General features: G+C 66.3%; 22 protein-coding genes and 1 pseudogene. 15 read left to right on the top strand and 8 right to left on the bottom strand.

What is annotated here, in order from left to right; genetic code table 11:
- Positions 1-14 precede the first annotated feature (14 nt).
- From ABS761_RS00390 to ABS761_RS00410, 5 genes are all read left to right on the top strand, one after another.
- A complete protein-coding gene (locus ABS761_RS00390; RefSeq protein ID WP_350405913.1) occupies positions 15-671 on the top strand; it encodes an RlmE family RNA methyltransferase in 657 nt (218 codons plus the stop codon).
- A 146-nt stretch (positions 672-817) separates the two neighbouring features.
- Positions 818-2,716 carry an ATP-dependent zinc metalloprotease FtsH gene (gene ftsH / locus ABS761_RS00395; RefSeq protein WP_350405915.1) on the top strand — a complete coding sequence of 633 codons (1,899 nt, stop codon included), beginning with the start codon at positions 818-820 and terminating at the stop codon, positions 2,714-2,716.
- Positions 2,717-2,727: 11 nt separating this feature from the next.
- On the top strand, positions 2,728-3,564 hold the full coding sequence (folP, locus tag ABS761_RS00400; RefSeq protein ID WP_350405917.1) for a dihydropteroate synthase: 837 nt from the start codon (positions 2,728-2,730) through the stop codon (positions 3,562-3,564).
- Positions 3,561-4,901 (top strand): phosphoglucosamine mutase, encoded by a 1,341-nt coding sequence (gene glmM, locus ABS761_RS00405; RefSeq protein WP_350405919.1) that lies wholly within the window; start codon positions 3,561-3,563, stop codon positions 4,899-4,901. Before folP ends, glmM begins: the two co-directional genes overlap by 4 nt.
- Before the next feature lie 72 nt (positions 4,902-4,973).
- Positions 4,974-5,756, top strand: coding sequence for a GNAT family N-acetyltransferase (locus ABS761_RS00410; protein WP_502881349.1), 783 nt, complete (start codon positions 4,974-4,976; stop codon positions 5,754-5,756).
- Between the two features lie 42 nt (positions 5,757-5,798).
- On the opposite strand, the gene ABS761_RS00415 is transcribed toward ABS761_RS00410, so the two are convergent.
- Positions 5,799-7,304 (bottom strand): Ppx/GppA phosphatase family protein, encoded by a 1,506-nt coding sequence (locus ABS761_RS00415; protein ID WP_350405920.1) that lies wholly within the window; start codon positions 7,302-7,304, stop codon positions 5,799-5,801.
- A 66-nt stretch (positions 7,305-7,370) separates the two neighbouring features.
- Here ABS761_RS00415 and ppk1 point away from each other — a divergent pair, with 66 nt between their 5' ends.
- The 5 genes from ppk1 to pstB all read left to right on the top strand — a co-directional run bounded on the left by ppk1 (position 7,371) and on the right by pstB (position 13,370).
- Entirely contained in the window at positions 7,371-9,443 is a 2,073-nt protein-coding gene (gene ppk1 / locus ABS761_RS00420) for a polyphosphate kinase 1 (protein WP_350405922.1), read from the top strand.
- Between the two features lie 115 nt (positions 9,444-9,558).
- Positions 9,559-10,602, top strand: coding sequence for a phosphate ABC transporter substrate-binding protein PstS (gene pstS, locus ABS761_RS00425; RefSeq protein WP_350405923.1), 1,044 nt, complete (start codon positions 9,559-9,561; stop codon positions 10,600-10,602).
- Between the two features lie 132 nt (positions 10,603-10,734).
- Positions 10,735-11,676 (top strand): phosphate ABC transporter permease subunit PstC, encoded by a 942-nt coding sequence (gene pstC, locus ABS761_RS00430; RefSeq protein WP_350405924.1) that lies wholly within the window; start codon positions 10,735-10,737, stop codon positions 11,674-11,676.
- 27 nt (positions 11,677-11,703) lie between these two features.
- Positions 11,704-12,564 (top strand): phosphate ABC transporter permease PstA, encoded by an 861-nt coding sequence (gene pstA, locus ABS761_RS00435; RefSeq protein WP_350405925.1) that lies wholly within the window; start codon positions 11,704-11,706, stop codon positions 12,562-12,564.
- A gap of 23 nt (positions 12,565-12,587) precedes the next feature.
- On the top strand, positions 12,588-13,370 hold the full coding sequence (gene pstB, locus ABS761_RS00440; RefSeq protein WP_350405926.1) for a phosphate ABC transporter ATP-binding protein PstB: 783 nt from the start codon (positions 12,588-12,590) through the stop codon (positions 13,368-13,370).
- A gap of 173 nt (positions 13,371-13,543) precedes the next feature.
- Here pstB and ABS761_RS00445 read toward each other — a convergent pair whose 3' ends face one another.
- The 7 genes from ABS761_RS00445 to ABS761_RS00475 form a co-directional block, all read right to left on the bottom strand.
- The gene (locus tag ABS761_RS00445; RefSeq protein WP_350405928.1) at positions 13,544-15,175 is read right to left on the bottom strand and encodes an acyl-CoA synthetase; all 1,632 of its coding nucleotides are present in this window, start codon (positions 15,173-15,175) and stop codon (positions 13,544-13,546) included.
- A 185-nt stretch (positions 15,176-15,360) separates the two neighbouring features.
- Positions 15,361-16,506 (bottom strand): ABC transporter substrate-binding protein, encoded by a 1,146-nt coding sequence (locus ABS761_RS00450; protein WP_502881350.1) that lies wholly within the window; start codon positions 16,504-16,506, stop codon positions 15,361-15,363.
- The gene (pcaF, locus tag ABS761_RS00455) at positions 16,503-17,729 is read right to left on the bottom strand and encodes a 3-oxoadipyl-CoA thiolase (protein WP_350405930.1); all 1,227 of its coding nucleotides are present in this window, start codon (positions 17,727-17,729) and stop codon (positions 16,503-16,505) included. The genes ABS761_RS00450 and pcaF overlap by 4 nt, the downstream gene beginning before the upstream one ends.
- A gap of 7 nt (positions 17,730-17,736) precedes the next feature.
- On the bottom strand, positions 17,737-19,059 hold the full coding sequence (gene paaK / locus ABS761_RS00460; RefSeq protein WP_350405932.1) for a phenylacetate--CoA ligase PaaK: 1,323 nt from the start codon (positions 19,057-19,059) through the stop codon (positions 17,737-17,739).
- A gap of 27 nt (positions 19,060-19,086) precedes the next feature.
- A complete protein-coding gene (gene paaI, locus ABS761_RS00465) occupies positions 19,087-19,575 on the bottom strand; it encodes a hydroxyphenylacetyl-CoA thioesterase PaaI (RefSeq protein ID WP_350405934.1) in 489 nt (162 codons plus the stop codon).
- A 19-nt stretch (positions 19,576-19,594) separates the two neighbouring features.
- Positions 19,595-20,389, bottom strand: a complete 795-nt coding sequence (gene paaG, locus ABS761_RS00470) for a 2-(1,2-epoxy-1,2-dihydrophenyl)acetyl-CoA isomerase PaaG (RefSeq protein ID WP_350405936.1) — start codon at positions 20,387-20,389, stop codon at positions 19,595-19,597.
- An 18-nt stretch (positions 20,390-20,407) separates the two neighbouring features.
- The gene (locus tag ABS761_RS00475; RefSeq protein ID WP_350405937.1) at positions 20,408-21,457 is read right to left on the bottom strand and encodes an aldehyde dehydrogenase family protein; all 1,050 of its coding nucleotides are present in this window, start codon (positions 21,455-21,457) and stop codon (positions 20,408-20,410) included.
- Here ABS761_RS00475 and ABS761_RS00480 point away from each other — a divergent pair.
- The 5 genes and pseudogenes from ABS761_RS00480 to ABS761_RS00500 all read left to right on the top strand — a co-directional run bounded on the left by ABS761_RS00480 (position 21,447) and on the right by ABS761_RS00500 (position 26,106).
- Complete coding sequence (locus tag ABS761_RS00480; RefSeq protein WP_350405938.1) at positions 21,447-22,052, top strand: ABC transporter ATP-binding protein; 606 nt, start codon at positions 21,447-21,449, stop codon at positions 22,050-22,052. The genes ABS761_RS00475 and ABS761_RS00480 overlap by 11 nt on opposite strands.
- Before the next feature lie 12 nt (positions 22,053-22,064).
- Positions 22,065-22,463 (top strand): annotated as a pseudogene (locus tag ABS761_RS00485) (hemerythrin domain-containing protein); the annotation flags it as partial.
- Positions 22,464-22,676: 213 nt separating this feature from the next.
- Positions 22,677-23,378 (top strand): ABC transporter ATP-binding protein, encoded by a 702-nt coding sequence (locus tag ABS761_RS00490; protein ID WP_350406599.1) that lies wholly within the window; start codon positions 22,677-22,679, stop codon positions 23,376-23,378.
- Positions 23,379-23,437: 59 nt separating this feature from the next.
- Positions 23,438-24,400 (top strand): MBL fold metallo-hydrolase, encoded by a 963-nt coding sequence (locus ABS761_RS00495; protein WP_350405939.1) that lies wholly within the window; start codon positions 23,438-23,440, stop codon positions 24,398-24,400.
- Between the two features lie 41 nt (positions 24,401-24,441).
- A complete protein-coding gene (locus tag ABS761_RS00500; protein WP_350405940.1) occupies positions 24,442-26,106 on the top strand; it encodes an FAD-dependent oxidoreductase in 1,665 nt (554 codons plus the stop codon).
- Positions 26,107-26,111 lie beyond the last annotated feature (5 nt).

Raw genomic sequence — 26,111 nt, forward strand, 5'->3', positions numbered from 1 at the left:
GGAATTGTACGGTAATGGCCAAGAAAAAATTCTCCAAAGCCTGGGTCCAGCAGCACATCAATGACCCTTACGTCAAAATGGCGCAACAGAAGGGCTATCGCGCCCGGGCGGCGTTCAAGCTGTCCGAGATTCTGGACGCCGAGCGCTTGTTGCGCCGCGGCGATGTGGTGGTGGACCTCGGGTCGGCCCCCGGCAGTTGGTCCCAGGTCGTGCGCGAGCGGCTTGCTGGCCCGGGAGGCGTGATCGATGGGCGACTCATCGCGCTGGACCTGTTGCCGATGGAGCCCATCGCCGGGGTCGAGTTCATTCTGGGGGATTTCCGCGAGGACGCCGTCCTCGAGGAACTGCACGAGCGTCTGGGCGGCCAGGCGGTGGACCTTGTGATTTCGGACATGGCCCCCAATTTGTCGGGTGTGGCCTCGGCCGACGCCGCGCGCATCGCCCACGTTTGCGAGCTGGCGCTGGAATTCGCCCGCGGCCACCTCGCGCCCGAGGGTGCGCTGGTGGTCAAGGCGTTCCACGGCAGCGGCTTCTCCCAGGTGGTCGAGTCCTTCAAGCGCCACTTCGTCCGGGTCGTGGAGCGCAAGCCCAAGGCCTCGAGGGATAAATCCTCCGAAACCTTCCTGGTGGCGCGTGGCCTCAAAGAGGGGTCCGGGGGATCGGAAGGCTAGTGTGCTGTTTGGCCGATCGGCATTTCGGTTGCGGTGCCCGGCACGGTTTGACGCCGGGATTCAGGTAGAATGAAGCATTGACGGTTTTGTCAGCTTGTTGTAAACAGGCGAGCCGAACCGACGACAGTACACGCAGGAGGTTGGCTTTGAACAACTCGTTTTCCAAGATCGCGGTCTGGATGGTGATCGCGCTCGTGCTTTTCACGGTGTTCAAGCAGTTCGAGGGCCATCCGGTCACGAGCGACACCGTGAGCTACACGCAGTTCATGAACGATGCGCGGGCCGGACGCATCAACAAGGTCGACATCCAGGGCGACACGATCTTCGTGACGCCGGAATCCGGCCGTTCGTACAGCCTGACCTCGCCGGGTGACTTGTGGATGGTGCCCGAACTCGTCAAGAACGGCGTCCAGGTCTCGGGCCGCGCGCGCGAGGAGCCCTCCTTCCTGACCAGCCTGTTCATTTCGTGGTTCCCGATGCTGTTGCTGATCGGAGTGTGGATTTTCTTCATGCGCCAGATGCAGGGCGGCGGCAAGGGCGGGGCGTTCAGCTTCGGCAAGTCGCGCGCGCGCATGCTCGATGAAAACAACAACACCATCACCTTCGCCGACGTCGCCGGCTGCGACGAGGCCAAAGAGGACGTCCAGGAGCTGGTCGATTTCCTGCGCGATCCGACCAAGTTCCAGCGGCTGGGCGGACGGATTCCGCGCGGCGTGCTGATGGTCGGCCCCCCGGGCACCGGCAAGACCCTACTCGCCAAGGCCATCGCCGGCGAGGCCAAGGTGCCGTTCTTCAGCATCTCGGGCTCGGATTTCGTCGAAATGTTCGTCGGCGTGGGTGCCGCGCGAGTGCGCGACATGTTCGAGAACGCAAAAAAACAATCCCCCTGCATCATTTTCATCGATGAAATCGACGCGGTGGGCCGTCAGCGCGGCGCTGGCCTGGGCGGCGGCAACGACGAGCGCGAGCAGACCCTGAACCAACTCCTGGTCGAGATGGACGGCTTTGAGACCGGGCAGGGCGTGCTGGTGGTCGCCGCCACCAACCGGCCCGACGTGCTGGACCCGGCGCTCCTGCGTCCGGGCCGCTTCGACCGCCAGGTGGTGGTCTCGCTGCCCGACATCCGTGGGCGCGAGCAGATCCTCAAGGTCCACATGCGCAAGGTACCTATCGCCCAGAATGTCGACCCGACCGTGCTGGCGCGCGGGACGCCGGGCTTTTCCGGCGCCGACCTGGCCAACCTCATCAACGAGGCCGCCTTGTTCGCCGCCCGGCGCAACGGCCGCACCGTCGATATGTCCGACCTCGAAAAGGCCAAGGACAAGATCATCATGGGCGCCGAGCGCCGTTCGCTGATCATGCCCGAGGAGGAACGCCGCAACACCGCCTACCACGAGTCCGGGCATGCCTTGGTGGCGCGCCTGCTGCCAAAGACCGATCCCGTCCACAAGGTCACCATCATTCCGCGCGGCCGGGCACTGGGCGTGACCATGCAGTTGCCCGAGACTGACCGCTACAGCATGGACAAGGATCGGCTGCTGAACACGATCGCCGTGCTGTTCGGCGGCCGGATCGCCGAAGAGGTCTTCATGAACCAGATGACCACCGGCGCCTCCAATGACTTCGAGCGCGCCACGGCCATCGCCCGCGACATCGTCACACGTTACGGCATGACCGACTCGCTGGGGCCCGTGGTCTACGCCGAGAACGAGGGCGAGGTCTTCCTCGGCCGCAGCGTGACCAAGACCACCCATGTGTCCGAGGCGACCATGCAAAAGGTCGACCACGAGATCCGCAGCATCATCGACGCCCAGTACGCCGTGGCCCGCAACCTGATCGAGTCCAACCAGGACAAGATGCACGCCATGGCCAAGGCCCTGCTCGAGTGGGAAACCATCGACGCCGAGCAGATCGAGGACATCATGCAAGGCCGTCCGCCGCGCGCGCCGCAGCCCCCCACCTCGGGTGACAGCAGTGCGCCGCCGCCTTCGGCGGGCCAGGCGGCGCCCAGCGGCGACAAGGGTCCGGCGGCCACTCCCGTCTGATTGGACCCTCGATGTCCGGCCACCTCGAGTGCGGGCGCTATTGCTTGTCCCTGCGGCGCCCGCTGGTGATGGGGATCGTCAATGTCACCCCCGATTCGTTCTCGGACGGCGCGCAGCACTTCCGCGCCGACGAGGCGATCGCGCACGCACAGCGGCTGATCGACGAGGGTGCCGACATTCTCGATGTCGGCGGCGAATCCACGCGGCCAGGGGCGCAAGCCGTGCCGGTCGACGAGGAATTGCGGCGCGTGGTGCCGGTGATCCAGGCCCTGCGCGATTGCGGTGTGCCCCTGTCGGTTGACACCTGCAAGCCCGCGGTGATGAGCGCCGCCCTCGAGGCCGGGGCGGATATGATCAACGACATCATGGGGTTCGGGACGCCAGGCGCCGCGGAGGCGGTCGCTGGCGCCGCGTGCGCGCTGTGTGTCATGCACATGCGCGGCGAACCACGGACCATGCAGGACGCACCGGTCTATGCCGACGTGGTGCGCGAGGTAGGCGACTACCTGGCTGCTCGTGCGCGGGCGCTGCGCGAACTGGGCGTGGCGCCGGGCCGCATCGTGCTCGATCCGGGATTCGGATTTGGCAAGACGATAGCGCATAATTACACGCTGCTTGCGCACTTGCGCGAGCTGCGGGCCGGGGATTATCCCTTGTTGCTGGGCGTGTCCCGCAAATCGATGATCGGTGCGGTGACCGGGCGGTCGGCCGACCGGCGCCTGGGCGGCAGCATCGCGGCGGCCCTCGCGGGCGCAGCGCGCGGTGCCAGCATCCTGCGGGTGCACGACGTGGCCGATACGGTGGACGCCCTCAAAATCTGGGCAAAGGTGGAAGGAGTCGGCGCATGAGCGCACGCAAGTATTTCGGCACCGACGGGGTGCGCGGCATCGTGGGCGGCGAGACCATCAACGCCGAGTTCGCCCTGCGGCTGGGCTACGCCGCGGGCCGCGTCCTGGCGCGCGGCGCCGCCGGCGCAGGCCGGCCCACGGTGGTCATCGGCAAGGACACCCGAATCTCGGGCTATATGCTCGAATCCGCCCTCGAGGCGGGGCTGTCGGCCGCCGGCGTGGACGTGATGCTTGCCGGCCCTATTCCGACGCCCGCCGTGGCCTACCTGACCCGTGCCTGGCGGCTGGCGGCTGGCATTGTCATCAGTGCGTCGCACAATCCACATTACGACAACGGCATCAAATTCTTTTCCGCCGCCGGCACCAAACTGCCCGATGAGACCGAGGCCGCCATCGAGGCCATGCTTGACGAGCCCATCGGGTGCGCGGACTCCGGGGGGCTGGGGCGGGCACGGCGCATCAACGACGCGGCCGGACGCTATATCGAGTTCTGCAAGAGCACCTTTCCCAACGAGCTCGATCTGCTGGGGCTGCGCATCGTGGTGGACGCGGCGCACGGCGCCGCCTACCACATCGCGCCGCACGTATTCCGCGAACTGGGCGCCGAGGTCTCGACCATCGGCTGCGAGCCCGACGGCTTCAATATCAACGAAGGGGTGGGCGCAACCCATCCCGAGGCGCTGGTCGCCGCCGTGCGGGCGCAGGGCGCGGACCTTGGCATCGCTCTGGACGGTGACGCCGATCGCCTGCAGATGATCGACGGCGCGGGGCGCCTCTATAACGGCGACGAACTGCTGTACGCCATCGTGCGCGACCGCTCGCGCACCCAGCCGATCGGCGGGGTGGCGGGTACCCTGATGACCAATTTTGGCTTTGAAAAGCGCATGCGCGACCTGGGCATTCCGTTTGAGCGCACCCAGGTGGGGGACCGCTACGTCCTCGAGGCCCTGCGCCAACGCGGCTGGCTGTTCGGCGGCGAGAGCTCCGGGCACCTGCTGTGTCTGGACCGCCACACGACCGGGGACGGCATCGTCGCCGCCTTGCAGGTCGTTGCGGCGATGCGCCATGGCCAGGCACGGCTGGACGAGCTGGTCGCCGACTTGAAGATGTACCCCCAGAGAATGGTCAATATCCCCCTGGCCCCGGGTATGGCCTGGGAACAGCACGAGGGCCTGAAGGCCGCGGCCCGGGCCGTGAGTGACAGCCTCGGCGAGCGCGGCCGCGTCCTGATCCGCGCCTCGGGGACCGAGCCCAAGCTGCGCCTGATGGTCGAGGCCGAGGACGAGGCCCTCGCCGAGGACGGCGTGCGCCGGCTCGTGGCAGTAAGATTGGCCTGAACGGACCATCGCCTCAAAACTGCAACATACCGCAGTCACAATGCTGACTGGCATGTCTTCAGGAGGTGGCCGATGCATCGACCTTTATCCTTTTACACCGATCCGATGGAACGCACAGATTGGATGGGCACCGAGATCGGGAATCTGGCGCTGAGCATCGCCAGAACGCCCGATGAGATCGAGGCCTTGCAGCGCCTGCGGTATCGGGTCTTCACTGATGAATTGGCAGCGGTCTTCCCCTCCGCCGTGGGCGACCGGGATGTGGACCACTTCGATGACTGGTGCGCGCATTTCCAGGTGCGCGACACAGCCGCCGATCGCGTGGTGGGCACTTACCGGGTCCTGACCCCAGAGGCCGCCGTCCAGGCGGGCGGCTATTATTCCGAATCGGAATTCGATCTGTCGCCGCTGCGGGCGATGCGTCCGCACCTGGTCGAGGTCGGCCGCTCGTGCATCGATGCCGACTTCCGTCACGGCGGCGTCATCATGCTGTTGTGGTCCGGGCTTGCGCAGATCATGATGCACGGCGGCTACCGCTACATGCTGGGCTGCGCCAGCGTCAGCCTGCGAGACGACGGGGTGGCGGCCGCCGAGGTGTGGCGCATCGCCCAGCGCCTGATGGCGCGCGATCCCGCGGCCCCACGCATCGTCCCCATCCACCGCTATCCGGTCGAACGCCTCGACAGCACGCTGCCGGCGCGCGTGCCGCCCCTGATCAAGGGCTATCTCAAGATCGGCGCCACGATTTGCGGCGAACCCGCCTGGGATCCTGATTTCAATACCGCGGATTTTCCGATACTGCTGGATCTCGAACGCCTGGACCCCCGCTACCGGCGGCACTTCGGGATGGATTGAGCGCACCCGCGCGGCGCGGGCCCCGCCGGTTTTCGGATCGAATCAGGCGGCCTGCGTCGCGGTACGCGTCAGGCGCAGCTCGAATCCCGCCTTGCGCCAGACCTCGGCCTCTGCGCGCAGGGTGAACTCGCTCAGGGGGTGGGCCGACAGCCACTGCGAGTCGATGGCCATGTCCAGGAAAGTACCGTGCGCGTGCAGGCGCAAGGGCAGGGGCGGGACCTCTTCGCGGCGGCGGTGCATCAACACCGCCAGGCGCAGGCAGCACAGCGTCAGCCAGCGGGCCCGGCTGGGGGCCCGGTCGCGCAGCTTGCCCAGTTTGCCCTGGTGCCCTCGCGCGAGGAAGGCCAGCAGTTCCTGGTCATCGCGCGAGAATCCCGGCATGTCGGCGTGCTCGAGGATGTAGGCGCTATGCTTGTGATAGTCGGCGTGGGCGATGGCTAGGCCACACTCGTGCAGAGAGGCCGTCCAGACCAGGGCGCGGCGCAGGTCCTCGTACTCGGGGTCGGCGTCCAGGCCGGCCTGATCGAACAGGGTTTGCGCCAGTGCCGACACCCGCGCCGCCTGGGTCTCGTCGACTTGGTAACGCTTGGCGAAATGGCGCACGGTCTCGTCGCGCTTGTCGTGCTGGAGGTCGCGGCCCAGCAGATCGTACAGCACGCCCACGCGCAGTGCGCCCTCGCCCGCGCCCATGGCCTCGATGCCGAGTTCCTGGAAGGCCGCGATCATGATGGCCAGCCCGCCCGCCAGCACCGGGGCGCGCTCGGCCTTCAGCCCGGCCCAGTCCTGCAGGCGAACCTCGCCGGCGCGGATCAGGGCCTCGCGCAGCCGCTCCATGCCCTCGAGCGTGATGGCGCGTTGCGACAGGCCGTTTTCCACCAGGATGGCCAGCAGGCCCTTGGCCGTGCCCGAGGAGCCGAAAGCCTTTTCCCAGCCGGTGTGCCGATAGGGACGTGCGATCGCCTCGATCTCGCGCCGGGCGCCGAGGATCGCCTGGCGCATCCGCGCTTCGGTGATGCGGCCGTTGGGGAAATAGGCCCGGGTGTGGGTGGTGCAGCCGATGGCCAGAGACGCCAGGCGCAGGGGTTTGCGGCCCTGGCCGATGATGAATTCGGTCGAGCCCCCGCCAATGTCGATCACCAGGCGCCGCTGGTCCGAGGGGGGCAGCTCGTTGATCACGCCGGAAAAGATCAGGCGCGCCTCTTCCTGGCCCGAGATGATCTCGATCGGAAAGCCCAGCGCGCGCTCGGCGCGGGGCAGGATCTCGGAGGCATTGCGCGCCACTCGGAAGGTGTTGGTCGCGACCGCGCGGACGTTGGAGGGGGGGAAGCCCTGCAGCCGTTCGCCAAAGCGCTCCAGTGTGGCGATCGCCCGCGCCACGGCCTCGGGTCGTATGCGCTTGTACTCGTCCAGCCCGCTGGCGAGGTTGACCACCTCGCGCAGCTTGTCCTCGGCGTAGATCTGCGCCTTGCCGTCGTGCCGCACCACGCGCCCGATGGAGAGCCTGAAGGTATTGGAACCCAGGTCGATCGAAGCCAGCCGGTCGTCCATGCTTGTACCCGATAGTGTCACATTGTGCGATTATAGTGGCCGGTCATGACACAATATGGAGCATCTATGGAGGCCAGCGGGACATCCCCCGTTTTGTCGAATCGCGAGCTGTCCATCCTCAAGTTCAACGAACGGGTCCTGGCCATGGCCGAGCGCACGGATACGCCGCTCCTGGAACGTCTCCGTTACCTGTGCATCGTGGGGTCGAATCTCGACGAATTTTTCGAAATCCGCATGGCCAGCCTCAAAGAGCAGCAGCGCCAGACGCCCGAGCTCGTCGGGGTCGATGGCCTGACGCCGGACGAGGCCTTCGATCGGGTCCAGCGCGCCGTTCACGTGCTGGTCGACCGCCAGAACCGTCTGCTGACGGGCGACGTCATGCCCAAGCTCCTTGAGCAGGGCGTGGGGTTGATCTATTCGACCGCCTGGACCGACCTGCAGCGCGAATGGGCGCACGGACTGTTTCAGCGCGACGTGATGCCGCTGCTCACGCCCATTGGCCTGGACCCTGCGCATCCCTTTCCCAGGGTCTACAACAAGAGCCTGAATTTCATCGTAGCGCTCTCGGGCGAGGACGCCTTCGGGCGCGAGGGCCATATTGCCATCGTCCAGGCGCCGCGCGCCTTGCCGCGGATGATCAAAGTCCCGGCCGAGATCGCCGGCATTCCCGACGGTTTCATGCTGCTCACCACCCTGATCAGCGCCTTTGTGGGCGAGCTGTTCCCCGGCATGGACGTGCAGGGATGCTACCAGTGGCGGGTCACCCGCAACAGCGACCTGTTCGTCGACGAAGAGGAAATCACCAATTTGCGCCAAGCCCTGCAGGGCGAGCTGTCGCAGCGCAATTTCGGCGCCTCGGTGCGCCTCGAAATCGCCCATGCGATGCCGCCGGACCTGGAGCTTTTTCTGCAACGTGAATTCGGCCTCGGCCCGGCCGACACCTATCGGGTCAACGGGCCCGTGAATCTCGCGCGGCTGATGCAGCTCTGCAACCGAGTGAGCCGCGCCGACCTCGAATACCCCCCCTACCGCCCCCGGGTGCCCGCGCCTTTCGACGGCGACCTGGAGGAACCTGCCGAGCTGTTCGCCGCGATCGCCGCGCGCGACCATCTGCTGCATCATCCCTACCAGTCCTTCCAGCCCGTGCTGCAATTTCTGCGGGCGGCCGCCAAGGATCCCCAGGTGGTGGGCATCAAGCAGACCATCTACCGCACCGGCGAGGATTCCGAATTGATGGGGCTGCTGCTGACGGCGGCCAAGGCGGGCAAGGAAGTCACCGTGGTGGTCGAGCTGATGGCGCGCTTCGACGAGCAGACCAACATCAACTGGGCGGCACGCCTCGAGGAGGTCGGCGCGCACGTCAGCTACGGCGTGGTGGGCCACAAGACCCACGCCAAGATGGCGCTGGTACTGCGCCGCGAGGAGGGCCGAATCCGCCGCTACGGGCACCTGGGCACGGGCAACTACCACCCGCGCACGGCGCGCCTGTACACCGACTTTGGCCTGCTCACCGCCAATCCCCAGATGTGCGAGGACATGGACCAGGTCTTTTCCCTGCTGACCGGCCTGGGGTCGCGGCGCGCGCTCACGCTCCTGCTGCAATCGCCGTTCACCCTTCACGATACGCTCATCGGGATGGTCAAGAGCGAGACTGAGAGCGCGCGCGCGGGCAAGCGCGCGCGCATCATGGCCAAGATGAACTCGCTGCTCGAGCCCTCCATGATCGAGGCGCTGTACAATGCCAGTCGCGCCGGCGTGCGCGTCGACCTCATTGTGCGCGGCGCCTGCGCGTTGCAGGCCGGCGTGCCCGGCTTGTCCGAGAACATCCGCGTGCGCTCGATCATCGGGCGTTTCCTCGAGCATTCCAGGGTGTTCTATTTTCACCGCGAGGGCGAGGGCGCGCTGTACCTGTCCTCGGCCGACTGGATGGACCGCAATTTCTTCCGCCGGGTCGAGCTGGGCTTTCCGGTGCTGGACAAGAACCTGCGCCGCCGGGTGATCGATGAGGCCTTTACGTTCGCCTTGCGCGATAACCAGCTCGCCTGGAGCATGCAGCCCGATGGACGCTATTTGCGCGTGCGCAACCGGCGCGCGCCCATGAACCTGCATCAGCACCTGATGGCCCGCCTCGGGGGGTGAGCGGCGATGTGACGGCGATGTCGCCGCTGTCATCAAGGTGTCACGACGCGGCCCTAACATGCTGTCCTGACGGGATCACCCGTCGAACGAGTGAAAGACCTTACAAGGATTCGACATGTTCAATCGCATACTGGTGCAATGCAGCACCGGGCTGGCCATGGCGGCCGTCGCCGCCACGGTGAGCGCCGCCGACCTCACCGGCGCGGGCGCTTCCTTTCCCTATCCGATCTATGCCAAGTGGGCCAGCCAATACCATGCCGAGACCGGGCATCGCGTGAACTACCAGTCGATCGGTTCGGGCGGCGGCCAGCAGCAGATCATCGCCAAGACCGTGGATTTCGGCGCGACCGACGATCCCATGAAGCCCGAGGCCTTGACGGAAAACGGCCTGGTGCAGTTTCCCGCGGTGATCGGGGGCACAGTCCCGGTGGTGAACGTCGAGGGTGTGGCCCCCGGCCAACTCAAGCTCACCGGCGCCGTGCTGGCCGACATCTTTCTGGGCAAGATCAAGAAATGGGACGATCCGGCCATCGCCCGGCTCAATGCCGGCTTGACGCTGCCGTCCAAGTCCATCGTGGTGGTGCACCGTTCGGACGGTTCGGGCACGACCTTCGGCTGGACCAACTATTTGTCCCAGGTGTCACCCGAGTGGCAGGACAAGGTCGGGCAGGGCAAAGCCGTGAAGTGGCCCACGGGTCAGGGTGGCAAGGGCAATGAGGGCGTGGCCGCCTACGTGCGTCAGCTCGTCAACTCGATCGGCTACGTCGAGTACGCCTATGCCAAGCAGAACAAGCTCGCCTGGACCCAGCTGCAGAACCGTGATGGGCAGTTCGTGCAGCCCTCGCAGCCGGCCTTCGCGGCGGCGGCGGCCAATGCCGACTGGGACGGCGCGCCCGGCATGGGGGTGATCCTGAACAACGAGCCCGGCGCCGAGTCGTGGCCGGTGACGGCGGCGACCTTCATCCTGGTGCATGGCCGCCAGGAGGATGCCGCAAAGGCCCACGAGATCCTGGCCTTCTTTGACTGGGCCTATCGCAAGGGGGCCGACATGGCCCGCGACCTGGATTACGTGCCCTTGCCCGACGAGGTCACCGCAAAAGTGCGTGGGGTCTGGGCGGCCGACATCAAGGCGGCCGACGGCGCGCCGGTCTGGAAATAAAGACCCAGGGGGCCCGGATGGCCTCCGTTCCCGGGGCGGCGCGCGGCGCACCGCCCCATTTATGTGAAAATAACGGTTTCAAGTTTCTGAGCGGCGCCCCACAACCGGTGGCCGGCCGCCGCGGATGACAGCATGATCGACAAACAACGCAACCTTTTAGTGGATGCCGGGTTCAAACACTTGACCCGCATGTTTGCGTTCTTTGTATTCATCCTGCTGGCGGGGATCATGCTGTCCCTGACCTACGGCAGCCGCGAGTCCATCGTCGAGCACGGCGTCGCTTTTCTCTGGACCAACGACTGGGATCCGGTGCGCAACCACTACGGCGCCCTGGTGACCATTACCGGCACGGTGATCAGTTCCTTCATCGCCCTGGCGATCGCCATTCCGGTGTCCTTCGGAATCGCCATGTTCCTGACCGAGCTCTCGCCGGTCTGGCTGCGCCGGCCCCTGGGCACCGCCATCGAGATGCTCGCGGCGATCCCGTCCATCATCTACGGCATGTGGGGCCTGTTCGTTTTCGTGCCGCTCTTCCAGGAATACGTCCAGCCCACGGTCATCGATCTTTTCGAGGGTGTGCCGGTGCTCGAGCACGTTTTCGCCGGGCCGCCCTTCGGCATCGGCCTGTTCACCGCGGGCCTCATCCTGTCCATCATGGTGATCCCCTTCATCACAGCCGTGATGCGCGACGTGTTCGAGCAAGTCCCGTCGATGCTCAAAGAGTCCGCCTACGGCCTGGGCAGCACCACCTGGGAAGTCGTCTGGAAGGTCATGCTGCCCTATACCAAGCATGGCGTGATCGGCGGCATCATGCTTGGCCTGGGCCGCGCGCTGGGCGAGACCATGGCGGTCACCTTCGTGATCGGCAATGCGTTCAACATGCCAGAATCGATTTTTTCACCCTCGAACTCGATCGCCTCCGCCCTGGCCAACGAATTCAACGAGGCGGGCGGCATGCAGAAGTCCGCGCTGCTCGAGCTGGGCCTGATCCTGTTTCTCATCACCACGGTGGTCCTGGTCCTGTCGAAAATCATGCTGCTGCAGCTCTCTCGCAAAGAAGGCCGCAAGCACTAGGGCCTTTGAGACCAAGGATCGCACATCATGTCCGCCACGGATTCCGTCGTCGTCCACTCCAACCCGGTCTACCGCCGGCGCCAGCGCTTCAACCGGCTCATGCTCGGTGTCTCGGGCTTCGCGCTCGTCTCGGGCCTGTTCTGGCTGGCCTGGATCATCGCCACGCTGCTGGTCAAGGGGGCGGACGCCCTGTCGCCCGCCCTGTTGCTCGAGAGCACCCCGCCGCCCGGGCAGGACGGCGGCCTGCTCAACGCCATCCTGGGCAGCTTCATGATGTCGGCGGTGGGGACGCTGATCGGTGCGCCCATCGGCATCCTCGCCGGCACCTATCTGGCGGAATACGGCCAGCGCGGCTGGCTCGCGCCCGCCACCCGATTCCTCAACGATGTGCTCCTGTCGGCGCCGTCCATCATTATTGGCCTTTTCATCTATGCCGTTTACGTGGCCCAGGTCGGCCACTATTCCGGTTGGGCCGGCGCCTTCGCGCTGGCCATCCTGGTGATCCCCGTGGTGGTGCGGGCGACTGACAATATGCTGGGCCTGGTGCCCAACAGCCTGCGCGAGGCCGCGGCCGCGCTGGGTTGCCCCCAGTGGCGGGTGATCGTGTTCATCTGCTACCGGGCGGCGCGCTCGGGCATTATGACCGGCGTGCTGCTGGCGGTCGCCCGGATCGCGGGCGAGACCGCGCCCCTGCTGTTCACCGCGCTCAACAACCAGTTCATGTCGATGAACATGAACGCCCCCATCGCCAACCTGCCGGTCGTGATTTTCCAGTACGCGGCCAGCCCCTTCGAGGACTGGAACCGTCTCGCGTGGGCGGGCGCGGTTCTGATCACCCTGCTGGTGCTGGCGATCAACATCGTCGCCCGCAGTCTGTTCCGCAAATGATTCCAGGATAGGCCATCGCCACCATGACCACGACTACGACTCCCATGGACGAACGCACCAAGATCGCCGTGCGGAACCTGAATTTCTACTACGGGTCCTTCCACGCGCTGCGCGACATCAATATGTCGATTGCTGAAAACAAGGTGACGGCGTTCATCGGACCCTCGGGCTGCGGCAAGTCCACGCTGTTGCGCACATTCAACCGGATGTTCGAGCTGTACCCGGGCCAGCGCGCCGAGGGCGCCATCGAGCTCGATGGCGAGAACCTGCTCAATTCCCGCCTGGACATTTCCCTGATCCGGGCCAAGGTCGGCATGGTGTTCCAAAAGCCCACGCCGTTTCCCATGAGCATCTACGACAACATCGCCTTTGGCGTGCGCTTGTTCGAGCGCCTGAGCAAGGGCGAGATGGACGAGCGCGTGGAATGGGCCCTGACCAAGGCGGCCCTGTGGAACGAGGTCAAGGACAAGCTTGACCAGAGTGGCAACGGCCTGTCCGGCGGTCAGCAGCAGCGCCTGTGCATCGCACGCGGCGTGGCGATCAAACCCGAGGTGCTGCTGCTCGACGAGCCCTGCTCGGCGCTGGACCCGATCTCGACGGCCAAGATCGAGGAACTGATCGCCGAGCTCAAGTCCGACTACACCGTAGTCATCGTGACCCACAACATGCAGCAGGCGGCGCGTTGCTCGGACTACACCGCCTACATGTACCTGGGCGAACTCATGGAATTCGGCCGCACGGACCAGATCTTCGTCAAACCCGCCCGCAAGGAAACCGAAGGCTACATCACCGGGAGATTTGGATGAGCTCGGACATAGAGCAGTCCCTGCGGACTGCTCTATGCCTAGCGAATCGGAGCGGCGTGCAAGCCGCGACGTGGAGAGCTGCCCCGGTTTGAGAGTCCCTGCGGACTGCTCTATGCCTAGCGAATCGGAGCGGCGTGCAAGCCGCGAGGTGCAGAGCTGCCCCGGTTTGAGGACTATCTCTCCTCGTGCATGCGCCTTAGCTCCTTGCGGATCACCTTGCCAGTCGTCGTCATCGGCAGTGAATCCATGAATTCCACCAGGCGGGGATACTCATGGGCGGCGGCCTTGTGGCGCACATGCTCCTGCAGCTCGGCGACCAGCTCTGGACTGCCCCCGTAGCCGTCGTTGAGCACGATGCAGGCCTTGATGATCTCGGTGCGTTCGGTATCCGGCACGCCGATCACCGCTGCCATGCGTACGGCGGGGTGGCCCAGCAGGCAATCCTCGATGGGGCCCGGGCCCACGCGGTAGCCGGCCGTGGTGATCACGTCGTCGCCGCGCCCCATGAACCAGATGTAGCCGTCGGCATCGCGCATGCCGCGATCGCCGGTCAGCAGGAAATGACCGGCGAAACTGTCGGCCGTGGCTCGGGGGTTCCACCAGTATTCCAGGAACATCACGGGATCGGGGCGGCGCACGGCGATGTGGCCCTCGACGCTATCGGGCAGGGTCTCGCCCGCGTCGTCGACGATCTGCACCTCGTGACCGGGCACCGGCTTGCCGATCGCGCCGATGCGCGGCTCGAACAGAGCGGCGCACGAGGAGACGATCATATTGCACTCGGTCTGGCCATAGAATTCGTTGATGGTCAGGCCCAGTTTGTCGCGGCCCCATTCGACGAGCTCCTTGCCCAGGGTCTCGCCGCCGCTGGCGATCGATACGAGGGCGTAGGGACCATGGCGTGCCGGGTCGCCGGCGGCCCGCAGCAGCTTGAGCGCGGTGGGTGGCAGGAACACGTGGGTGACGCCGTGTCGCGCCATGAGGGCGAGCGCGGTGTCCGCGTCGAACTTGGGCAGGCGGCAGGACAGCACGGGGATGCCGTGGTGCAACGAGGGCATCAGCACGTCCAGCAGTCCGCCGATCCAGGCCCAGTCCGCCGGGGTCCACATGAGCGCGGCCCGGTCGGGAAAGAAATTGTGCGAGATCTCGACCCCCGGGAGGTGGCCCAGGAGCACCCGGTGCGCGTGCAGCGCCCCCTTGGGTTTGCCGGTGGTGCCCGAGGTGTAGATGATCAAGGCGGGATCCTCGGCCAGAGTGTCGACTGGGGTGAAAACACCGTCCTGACCCTCGATCGCCTGCCAGAATGCGTGCAGGCCGGGGCCCGAGGCCTCATCCCCCTCGATAGTGAAAATGGACGCCAGCTCGGGGAGCTCGCCGCGGATGGCGGCGATCTTGTCCAGGCCCTCGCGGTGGGTCACCAGGGCGCGGGCGCCCGAGTTCGACAGCCGGTATTGCAGGGCCTCGGTGCCAAACAGCGTGAACAGCGGTACGGCGATGGCACCGAGCTTGTAGATGGCCAGGTGGGCGATCGCGGTCTCGAGCGACTGTGGCAGGAGGATGCCGACGCGATCGCCGCGATCCACGCCCCGTGATCTCAGGGCCTGCGCGAACCTGTCCGACCAGTCCTTGAGTTGATCAAAGGTGTAGCGTTGTGCCGTGCCATCGAGCGTGTCGACGATCAGTGCGAGGCGCCCGCTGCCGTCGGCCCACTTGTCGCAGGCGTCGACACCGATGTTGTAGCGCTCGGGAATCGTCCAGGAGAAAGATTGCGCGGTCTGTTCGTAGTCGGCACCGGGATGCAGCATGGGGCGTACCTCGTGGGGTGATTGTTTTACTTATGGATCGACGTGCCTTTATCGTACTGCGGATGATACCGGCGCGCGCTCCAATGAAAACCGCGATGCCTCCGGGTCGGAAGGCATCGCGGCGGGGGGGGCTGCGGCCGGTGGCCGGGCCGCGCGGGGCGCGGTCGGCCAGCGGTCGGCGGGCGTCAGTCGATGAGCGCCCAGTCGCCGTTCTTGATTTCCAGCATGCGGAAGGCGCTGAGATCCAGACCCATGTGATCGGTCGGCGACAGGTTGAACTCGCCGCCGGTGCCCATCAAGCCCTTGGTGCTTTCGATCGCATCGCGGACTTTTTCCTTGTCGGTGCTGCCGGCACGCTTGATGGCGTCGACCGCGATCATCAGGCCGTCATAGGCGTGGCCGCCGAAGGTGGAGACATCGGATTTCCAGCGCTCTTTGTAGGCTTTGCTGTAGGCCGTGACGACGGGTTTCTGTGCGTCGCTGTCGGGCAGCTTGTTGGCCACGACCAGGGCCGCGCAGGGCAGGCGCACGCCTTCGGCGGCATCGCGCGAGAGTTTGATGAACTCATCCGAGCACACGCCGTGCGCGTGGTAGAGCGGCAACTTGATGCCGAGCTGCTTGTAGTTGCGCGTGGCGAGCGCCGGGCCCTGACCCAGGCCGATGATGAAGACGGCCTGCGCGTCGGCGTTGTTCTTGATTTTAGTGAACTGCGGGCTCATGTCGGTGTCCTTGGGCCCGTAGGTTTCCTCGGCGACAATCTGGATGCCGTACTTGCCCACCACGGTCTCGGCTTCCTTCTTGCCGGATTGGCCGAAGCCGCTGGTCTCGGTCACCAGGGCGATCTTGGTGATGCCTTGTTTCTTCATGTCTTCGAAGACCTTTTCCGCAGCCATCCGGTCGGTGTGCGGGGTCTTGAAGAGCCATTTTTTGACGGGGTCGATGATCACCACCGCGCCAGCCAGCGAGATGAAGGGAATGCCTGCCTTTTCGACCAGCGGATCCATCGACATGGTCGATCCGGTGGTGGTGCCGCCGATGATGAGGTCGACCTTGTCGTCATGGATCAGGCGCTTGGCAAAGCCGTTGGCCTTGTTCGAATCGCTGCCATCGTCATAGTAGACGAGCTCCAGCGGCCGGCCGAGTACGCCGCCGGCCTTGTTGATGGACTCGATGTACATCTCGAGGGTCTTGACCTCGGGGTCCCCGAGGAAGGATGCCGGGCCGGTGGCCGACAGGACCGAGCCGATCTTGATGGGATCAGCGGCGGTCGCGCCGAGGCTGATCATGGCCAAAGCCGCGCCAGCCACCCAATGTTTTAAAGTGAACTTCATGGTTTGTCTCCTTGCGGATTGACTAGGTTTTCTATGACCAGAGCGATGCCCTGGCCGACTCCGATGCACATCGTGCATAAGGCGTACCGTCCGCCGCGGCGGGCCAGTTCGTACATGGCGGTGGTCACCAGCCGCGCGCCGCTCATGCCTAGCGGGTGGCCAATGGCGATCGCGCCGCCGTTGGGATTGACGTGGGGTGCATCATCGGGCAGGCCCAGTGCGCGCAGCACGGCCAGTGACTGCGCCGCGAACGCCTCGTTCAACTCGATCACGTCCATCTGATCGAGCGTGAGCCCGGTCCGCTCGAGCACCTTGCGCACGGCGGGCGCGGGCCCCATGCCCATGACGCGTGGCGCAACCCCGGCGCTTGCCATGCCGACCACCCGTGCCCGCGGCGTCAGGCCGTGGCGTCGGGCAGCCGCCTCGGAGGCGATCAGCAGCGCGCAGGCGCCGTCGTTGACGCCCGAGGCGTTGCCGGCGGTCACGGTCAGCGCGGGACCGTTGATGCCTTTGAGTCGGGCCAGGCCCTCAAGCGTGGTGTCGGGCCGCGGATGCTCATCGGTATCGAAGATCAGGGGCTCGGCCTTGCGGCGTGGAATCTCGACCGGCAGGATCTCGTCCTTGAACCGGCCCGCCGCGTGGGCGGCGGCCCAGCGCTGCTGGCTGCGCAGCGCGAACGCGTCCTGATCGGCGCGCGACACGCCGAAATCCTCGGCGACATTGTCGGCCGTCTGCGGCATGGAGTGCGTCCCGTAGGCCTCTTGCATGCGCGGGTTGACGAAGCGCCAGCCGATCGTGGTGTCGAAGATCGCGGCCTGGCGGGACCAGGCCTGCTCGGCCTTGCCCATCACGAAGGGCGCGCGCGACATGCTCTCGACCCCGCCGGCGATCATCAGGTCCGCCTCGCCCGCCTTGATCGAGCGTGCCGCCAGGCCCACCGCATCCATCCCCGAGCCGCAGAGGCGGTTGAGCGTGGTGCCCGGCACGGTCTCGGGCAGGCCGGCCAGCAGCGTCGCCATGCGGGCCACGTTGCGGTTGTCCTCGCCCGCCTGGTTGGCGCAGCCGATCAGGACGTCGTCGATGGCCGCCGTGTCCAGGCCCGCTGCGCGCGCCGCCAATGCGCGCAGCGGCAGGGCGGCCAGGTCGTCGGCGCGGACGCTGGACAGCGCGCCGCCATAGCGTCCGATCGGGGTGCGTATCGCGTCGCAGATGTATGCGTGCATGCTGGCCTCAGTGCTGTTTCGGGCGGTCGTCGAACACCCGCCGGGCCTTGCCGGTCTGGGTGCGTGGCAGGTTGCCGTAGTGCGTGACCGAGACCTTGGTCGAAATTCCGATATGGGTCTTGATGTGGTATTGCAGGCGCTTGGCGATCTCGGCGATCTGCTCGGGACCCAGCCCGTCGGCGTCGTGCTGCAGCTCGCAGCGGATCTCGACGTTGTCGAGAGGGCCTTCGCGCGTGAGCATGATCTGGTAGGTGCCCGCCAGCGCCGGATCGCGCAGGATCTGCTCCTCGATCTGGGTGGGGAACACGTTGACGCCGCGGATGATCAGCATGTCGTCCGAACGGCCCGTGATGCGGCCCATGCGCCGGAAGCTGCGGGCGGTGGGCGGCAGCAGGCGCGTCAGGTCGCGGGTCCGGTAGCGGATGATGGGCAGGGCCTCCTTGGTGAGCGAGGTGAAGACCAACTCGCCTTCTTCGCCGTCCGGGACCGGCTTGCCGGTCTCGGGGTTGACGATCTCGGGGTAGAAATGATCCTCCCAGATGACGGGGCCGTCCTTGGTCTCGACGCATTCCGAGGCGACGCCCGGGCCCATCACCTCGGACAGGCCGTAGATGTCCACGGCGTCCAGGCCGAGCTTGCGCTCGATCTCGCCGCGCATGCCCTCGCCCCAGGGCTCGGCGCCAAAGATGCCGACCTTTAGCGAGATGTCCTCGGGCGCGACGCCCTGACGATCGAACTCCTCGGCGATCACCAGGGAATACGAGGGGGTCACCATGATGATGTCCGGACGCAGGTCCTGAATGAGCTGGACCTGCTTTTCGGTCTGGCCGCCGGACATGGGGATGACGGTGCAGCCCGCGCGCTCGGCCCCGTAGTGGGCACCCAGGCCGCCGGTGAACAGCCCGTAGCCGTAGGCCACGTGGCAGATGTCCCCCGGGCGCCCGCCCGCCGCACGGATCGAGCGCGCCACCAGGTTGGCCCAGTGGTCGATATCGTTGAGCGTGTAGCCCACGACCGTGGGCTTGCCGGTGGTGCCCGAGGAGGCGTGGATGCGGGCGATGCGCTCGCGCGGCACCGCGAACATGCCAAAGGGGTAGTTCTCGCGCAGGTCGGCTTTGGAGGTACAGGGAAACTTGGCGATGTCGGCGAGGGTCTTGAGGTCGTCCGGGTGGACGCCGTGCGCATCGAAGGCGCGCTTGTAGTGCGGAACGTGTTCGTAGGCGTGTCGGACGGTCCATTGCAGGCGCTGCAGTTGCAGTGCCGTGATCTCGTCGCGGCTCGCGCGCTCGATGGGTTCGAGGTCTCCCGGCTTGGGTTGTTTGACGGGCATGTGAGGTCTCCTGGTGTGCTTGTTCTTTCAGGCGTGGGGCGCCGGGCCGGGTTCGTCCGCCAGCGATTCGGTGACCGTGCCCTGGATGCGGTGCGACTTGCCCCGGAACAGCGCAATGTCCCGCTGTGTGGCGAGGTTGCGCACGGTGATGTCGTAGACTCCGCTGCGCCCCGCCAGGGCGCGCTCGGCGGCAGTGGCCTGGAGCACGTCGTTTTCCCGCGCCGGGGCGAGGAAATCGATGTGGCAGGCCGAGGCGACGGTGTTCTGGTCGTAGCTGTTGCAGGCGTAGGCGAACGCCGTGTCGGCCAGCGTGAAGATCATGCCGCCGTGGCACATGCCGTGGCCGTTGAGCATGTCGCGGCGCACGGTCATGGTCAGCATGGCCGTGCCGGGGCCGACCGCCGCCAGCGCCATGTCCAGCGCGTGGGCGGTCAGGTCGCGGTGCCACATGGCCTGCGCGGCGGCCTCGGCGGTGGCCTGCGCGCCTTGGGCCTGGGTCTCGGATGTCTCTGTCATGGATGGGCCTCGTGGAAAATCATTCCCCCGTGAAGCGGGCGAGCCGCTTTTCGGTAAAGGCGGCCACGCCTTCGGCGTAATCCGCGCTCCAGCCCAGCTCGCGCATGAAGCCGGCCTCCATCGAGAGCTGCTGCTCGAGAGTGTGCGTGGGCGCCGCATACATGGCCTGGCGGGTGCGCACCAGCGCCTTGGTCGGGCTTTGGGCGAGTTGGCGCGCCAGGCGGTCGACCTCGGCACCGAAGTCGGCGTCCGCCACGCAGGCCCAGATCAGGCCCCACTCGGCCGCCCGTTGCGCGGGCAACTTGTCGGCCAGCAGGGCCAGGCCCATGGCCCGAGCCATGCCCACGCGCTGCGGCAGGAACCAAGTGCCGCCCGTGTCGGGGATCAGGCCGATTTTGCTGAAGGCTTGCAGAAAGGACGCCGACTCGGTCGCGACGACCAGGTCGCAGGCCAGGGCGATCGAGGCGCCCGCGCCCGCCGCGATGCCGTTGACCGCGGCGAGGGTGGGCACCCGCAGGTTTTGCAGGGCCAGGACCAGCGGCTTGTAGAAGCGCTCGACGGTCTGGCCGATGTCGGGCTTGCGGCCCGCCTGTATCTGCATGGCCCGGTCTCCGAGATCCTGGCCCGCGCTAAAGCCGCGGCCGGCACCGCTTAGCACCAGCGCGCGCACGCTCGCATCGGTCTGTATCCTGTCGAGCGCGTGGCGTAGTTCGGCGTGCATGGCCTCGGTGAAGCTGTTGAGCTTGTCGGGCCGGTTGAGCGTGATGCGGGCGATCCCGTCAGCGGTTTCAAAGAGGATATTGGCGTAGTCCATGGGGGCTCCGGTGTGGATTCAGGCGTGTCGGCGGCGCTGCACGACACGGAAGCGGTTGGCGACGAAGGCCGAGTCGGCGTAGGATGCGTTGGCCGCGGGGTTGCCGCCCGTGCCGTGGAAATCCGAGAACGCGGCCGATTGATTGACGAAGACGCCGCCGGTCAGGTTGATCGACAGGGCGACCTGGGCGCGCCAAGAGGCCTGCGTCATGGCCTCGATGATATCCTCGCGCGTGCTGTAGATCGCGGCGGTCAATGCCCCGTGGCGGCGGACGATGTCCTCGGCCAGGGCGATGGCGGCATCGGCGTCCTTGGCGCGCACCATGAAACTGATGGGACCGAATTGCTCTTGCGAGTAATGCGCGGCGTCCTCGGCGTCGCAGGCCACCAGCACCGGCGTGCGCACGCGCGCCTTGGGGTGATCCGGGTTGTCGAGGGGCCGGGAGGCCAGGACGACGCGTCCCATCGCCCCCGCCGAAGCCTGCTCGATGCGCGCCAGGGTGTCGTCGGACTGGATGGCGCCCAGCACCGCGTGCGCAACCTCGGGCTTGGACAGAAAGGCATCGATCGCGGCGGCCAGGTCCTCGCCGACCTGCTCGAAGGTTCGGTGGCCCTCGTCGGTGTCGATGCCGCCGGCCGGCACCACGATGGCCTGGGACGTGGTGCACATCTGGCCTGAATACAGCGATAGTGTGAAGGCGAGGTTGCGCAGCATTGCGCGGTAGGCGTCGGTGGATTCGATGACGATGGTGTTGACGCCCGCGAGTTCGGCGTAGACCTGGGCCTGGCGACAGTGCTCGATCAGCCAGTGGCCGAACGTGTTGCCGCCTGTGTAGTCGATCGACCGGACCTCGGGGTGGATGAATAGCGCGCGCGCCGCCTCGCGGTCGGCGGGCACGCACAGCGACACCAGGTTGGGATCGAAGCCATGCTCGGCCAGGACCTCGCGGATCACGCGCACCGTGATGGCCGCCGGCAGGATCACCTGGCCGTGGGGTTTGAGCAGGACGGGATTGCCGGTTGCGAGGGCGGCGAACAGGCCTGGATAGGTATTCCAGGTGGGGCCCACCTCCGGCTCGATCCGCCTGGACGGGGATGACATCCAGGGCCGCTCGCCCGACGAGCTGGCGCGACGCGGCGTGGCGCGCACCTTCCAGAACCTCCAAGTCTGGATGAATATGAGCGCCATCGAGAACGTCATGGTCGGCGCGCACCTGCGGCTGGACCGCAGCATATTCAAGGCGATGCTGCGTCTGCCCGCGCTGCGCAACCGCGACCGCGCCTTGCGCGAGGAGGCCGCCGAGCTGATGGCCTTCGTCGGCCTGGGCGATTACGTGGGTGCGCGTGCCGACAGCATGCCCTATGGCGCGCTCAAGCGTCTCGAGATTGCGCGCGCCTTGGCGATGCAGCCGCGCATGATTTTTCTGGACGAACCGGCTGCCGGCCTCAATCCCAAAGAAACCCAGGACGTGGACGAGCTGGTGCGCAAGATCGCCGCCTCGGGCATCACCATCGTCCTGGTCGAGCACGACATGAAGATGGTGATGCACCTGTCCGACCGCATTCTGGTGCTGGATTATGGCAAGCGGCTGGCCGAGGGCACCGGTCCCGAGGTCCGCCAGAACCCCGAGGTCATCGCCGCATACCTGGGCGGCCACGCCTGAGCGGGAACCGATATGCACGCACTCGACATCATTCAGGAAGAGCATCGCAACCTGTGGCGGATCGCGACCACGATCGATCTGGTGGCCGATGAACTCGCCAACGGCGGCACGGTCGATCTGGGGTTTTTCACGGCCCTGTTCGACTATATCCACGAGTTCATGGACGGCTGTCACCACGCCAAAGAGGACGAATACCTGTTTCTGGCCATGCGGCGGCGCAGCGTCGAGGCGGCAGTCATTCTCGATCGCCTGCAGGCCGAGCACCGTAACGGCCCCGCCAACCTGCGCGCCTTGCGCGCGCATCTGGCCGGCGGTGCACAGGCGCTGGTGCGTCACGAGGCCTTCATCACCGGCCTGCGCGGCTACGCACGCGACCTCAAAGCACACATCCGCTCCGAGGAAAAGGATGCCTTTCCGCTGGCGCGCGAGTTGCTGCGGCCCGAGGACTGGATCGGCATCGACGCCGCATTCGGCGATAACACCGACCCGCTGTTCGGCGAGCAGGCGCGCGCCGAGTATCGCGAGCTCTATCACCGCATTGCAACTCTCGCCCCCGAGTCCATTGGTCTGGGCGGCAGCACTGCGGGCGGCTTGCGGCACCTGTCGGCGGAGGCCGACAGCGCCTTGCTGCAGGTCTCGGGCCTGGAATCCTGCTACGGGCGCATTCAGGCGCTCAAGGGCATCGATCTCGAGGTCCGCAAGGGCGAGCTGGTGGCCTTGATTGGCGCCAACGGCGCGGGCAAGACCACGTTCCTGCGCACACTCTCGGGCGTGCAGCCCATGAGCGCGGGCAGCATCCGCTTCAATGGCCAGGACATTTCGCGACTGCGCTCGGATCTGCGGGTGCGCCGGGGCATTTGCCACAGCCCCGAGGGGCGCCAGGTCTTCGGCCCGCTCGCCATCGAGGACAATCTGCGCCTGGGCGCCTATACGCGTCCGCGCGCGCAGGCCGAGCAGGACCTGGAGCGCGTCTACGCCATGTTCCCCATTCTCAAGGAAAAGCGCCGCCTGCCCGCCGGCACGCTGTCGGGCGGCCAGCAGCAGATGCTGGCCATCAGCCGTGCGCTGATGGGCCGCCCGCGCCTGCTGCTGCTCGACGAGCCCTCGATGGGCTTGGCGCCCTTGCTGGTCGAGGAGGTCTTCAACGTGATCAAGACCCTCAAGGCCGAGGGCATCACGATCCTGCTGGTCGAGCAGAACGCCTTCGCCGCCCTGGGAATCGCCGATCGCGCCTATGTGCTCGAGACCGGCCGCATCGTGCTCTCGGGCACGGGCCGCGACATGAGCCGCAATGAGGAGGTCCGGGCGGCATATCTCGGGATGTGAGCCATGCGGCGCCGCGCGCCGGACCTGTCCGAAATCATCGTCATCAAGAGGAAATCATCATGAGCAAGCAATTCGCCTCCGTCGCCGATCTGGAGGAAAAAACGACCACGTTTGCCCGGCTGTCCGAGCATTGCTGGGCCTATACCGCCGAAGGCGATCCGAACACGGGCGTGATCATCGGCGAGGACGCCGTGCTGATCTGCGACGCGCTCGCCACGCCGGTCATGGCGGGCCGCCTGATCGCCGAGATCCGCAAGCTCACCGACAAGCCCATCAAATACGTGGTGCTGTCGCACTACCATGCCGTGCGCGTGCTGGGCGCCTCGGCCTATCGCGCCGAGGGCATGCAGGAGATCATCGCCAGCCAGGCCACCTACGAGATGATCGTCGAGCGCGGCGCCCAGGACATGCAGTCCGAGTACGAGCGCTTTCCGCGCCTGTTCCAGGCCTTCGAGTCGATCCCGGGCCTGACCTGGCCCACGCTGGTGTTTCCTGACGAAATCACGCTGTGGATGGGCGAAGGCCTCGAGGTCCGGATCATGCATCCCGGCGCCGGCCATACGCGCGGCGATACCGTGGTGTGGGTGCCGTCCGAGCGGGTGCTGTTCTCCGGCGATCTGGTCGAGTACGAGGCGGCCTGCTACACCGGCGACGCGCAGCTCGAGGAGTGGCCCGCGACGCTGGACGCCCTGGCCGTCTTGGGTGCGGAAAAACTCGTCCCGGGGCGAGGCCCCGCGCTCGACACGCCCGAGAAAGTCGCGGCGGGCCTGGCCTACACCCGCGATTTCGTGACCACGCTCTACGGCTCGGCGCGCGAAGCGGCTGCCCGCAAGCTGAGCCTCAAGGACGCCATGGCGCACATCCGCCAGGCGATGGATCCCAAGTTCGCCGATGTGTTCATCTACGAGCATTGCCTGCCCTTCGATGTGGTGCGGGCCATGGACGAGGCCCAGGGCGTGAAGCACCCCAGAATCTGGACGGCCGAGCGCGACAAGGAAATGTGGCACGGCCTGCAATCCTGATGGCGGCGCCGGCACAAGAAGTCATATCGAGGAGACCCCCCATGCTCAGTACCTATCAGTACCCGAAATATGAATACTCGATGCCGCCCGAACTGCGGGGCGACGTGACCGTGAGGCATCCCGTGGTCGTGGTGGGTGCCGGGCCCGTGGGCCTGGCCGCGGCCATCGACATGGCCCAGCAGGGCGTACCGGTGGTCCTGCTCGATGACGACGACACGGTATCGATTGGCTCGCGCGGGGTCTGCTATGCCAAGCGGGCGCTCGAGATTCTCGATCGCCTGGGCGTGGGCGACGAGTGCGTGGAAAAAGGGGTGAGCTGGAATGTGGGCCGCACATTCTTTCGCGAGGAGGAGGTCTACAATTTCAACCTTTTGCCGCAGGCCGACCACAAGCGTCCCGGCATGATCAATCTGCAGCAGTATTACCTCGAGGAATATCTGGTGCGGCATGCGCAGGCGCTGCCCGGGCTGGATCTGCGCTTTCGCAACAAGGTCATCTCGGTCAGCCAGGAGGCCGATGGCGTGGCCCTGCAGGTCGAAACCCCGGACGGCATCTATACCCTGGACGCCGACTGGATGGTGGTGGCCGACGGCGCGCGCAGCAGCGTGCGTCGCATGATGGAACTCGAGGTCGATGGCAAGATCTTCATGGACCGCTTCCTGATCGCCGACGTGGTGATGAAGGCCGATTTCCCGGCCGAGCGCTGGTTCTGGTTCGATCCGCCGTTCCATCCCGGGCAATCGGTGCTGCTGCACCACCAGGCCGACAACGTCTGGCGCATCGATTTCCAGCTCGGCTGGGATGCCGATCCCGAGGAGGAGAAACGCCCCGAGAACGTCATTCCCCGCATCCGCGCGATGCTGGGCGACGAACGGGAATTCGAGCTGGAATGGGTGAGCGTCTATACCTTCCAGTGCCGCCGGATGAGCAAGTTCCGCCACGGCCGCGCACTGTTCGTGGGGGACGCGGCGCACCAGGTCTCGCCGTTTGGCGCCCGCGGGGCCAATTCCGGCATCCAGGACACCGACAACCTCATCTGGAAGCTCAAGCTCGTGATCGAAGGCAGGGCGCCTGAGACCCTGCTGGACACCTATTCCGAGGAACGCGTGTACGCCGCCGACGAGAACATCCTGAACTCTACGCGCTCGACCGACTTCATCACGCCCAAGAGCCGCATGTCGCTCGTGTTCCGCAATGCGGTCCTGGTTTTGGCGCGCGACTATCCCTTTGCGCGCGCCCTGGTCAACTCGGGGCGCTTGTCGGTGCCCAGCTGTCTCGAGGAGTCGCGCCTGAACACCCCGGATACCGCGTCCTTCCTGGGAGACATGGCGCCGGGCACGCCGTGCGACGACAGCCCGATGCGCGCCCAGGTGGACAACTTCTGGCTGCTCGGCAGGCTGGGCAACCATTTCCAACTGCTGGTCTATGTCGAGGATCCCGCCAAGGTGCCGCAAGCCGCGGCGCTGCAGTCACTGGTCGCCGGCGACGTGCCCGTCGAGGTCATCCTGGTGGCCCCGCGCGGCGGGCGCTCGCCCGACGGGTTGCGCGTATTCGAGGATTACACGGGACGTTTCGCCGAACGCTACGATGCCCACCCGGGAACGACGTACCTGCTGCGACCCGACCAGCACGTCGCCGCCCGCTGGCGCAAGGTCGATCCCGCCGCCATCCGCGCCGCCCTGGCGCGCGCCACCTGCAAGTCCTAGGAGCC

The sequence above is a fragment of the Castellaniella sp. GW247-6E4 genome (assembly GCF_040276065.1).
In the GTDB taxonomy this organism is placed as follows: domain Bacteria; phylum Pseudomonadota; class Gammaproteobacteria; order Burkholderiales; family Burkholderiaceae_B; genus Castellaniella.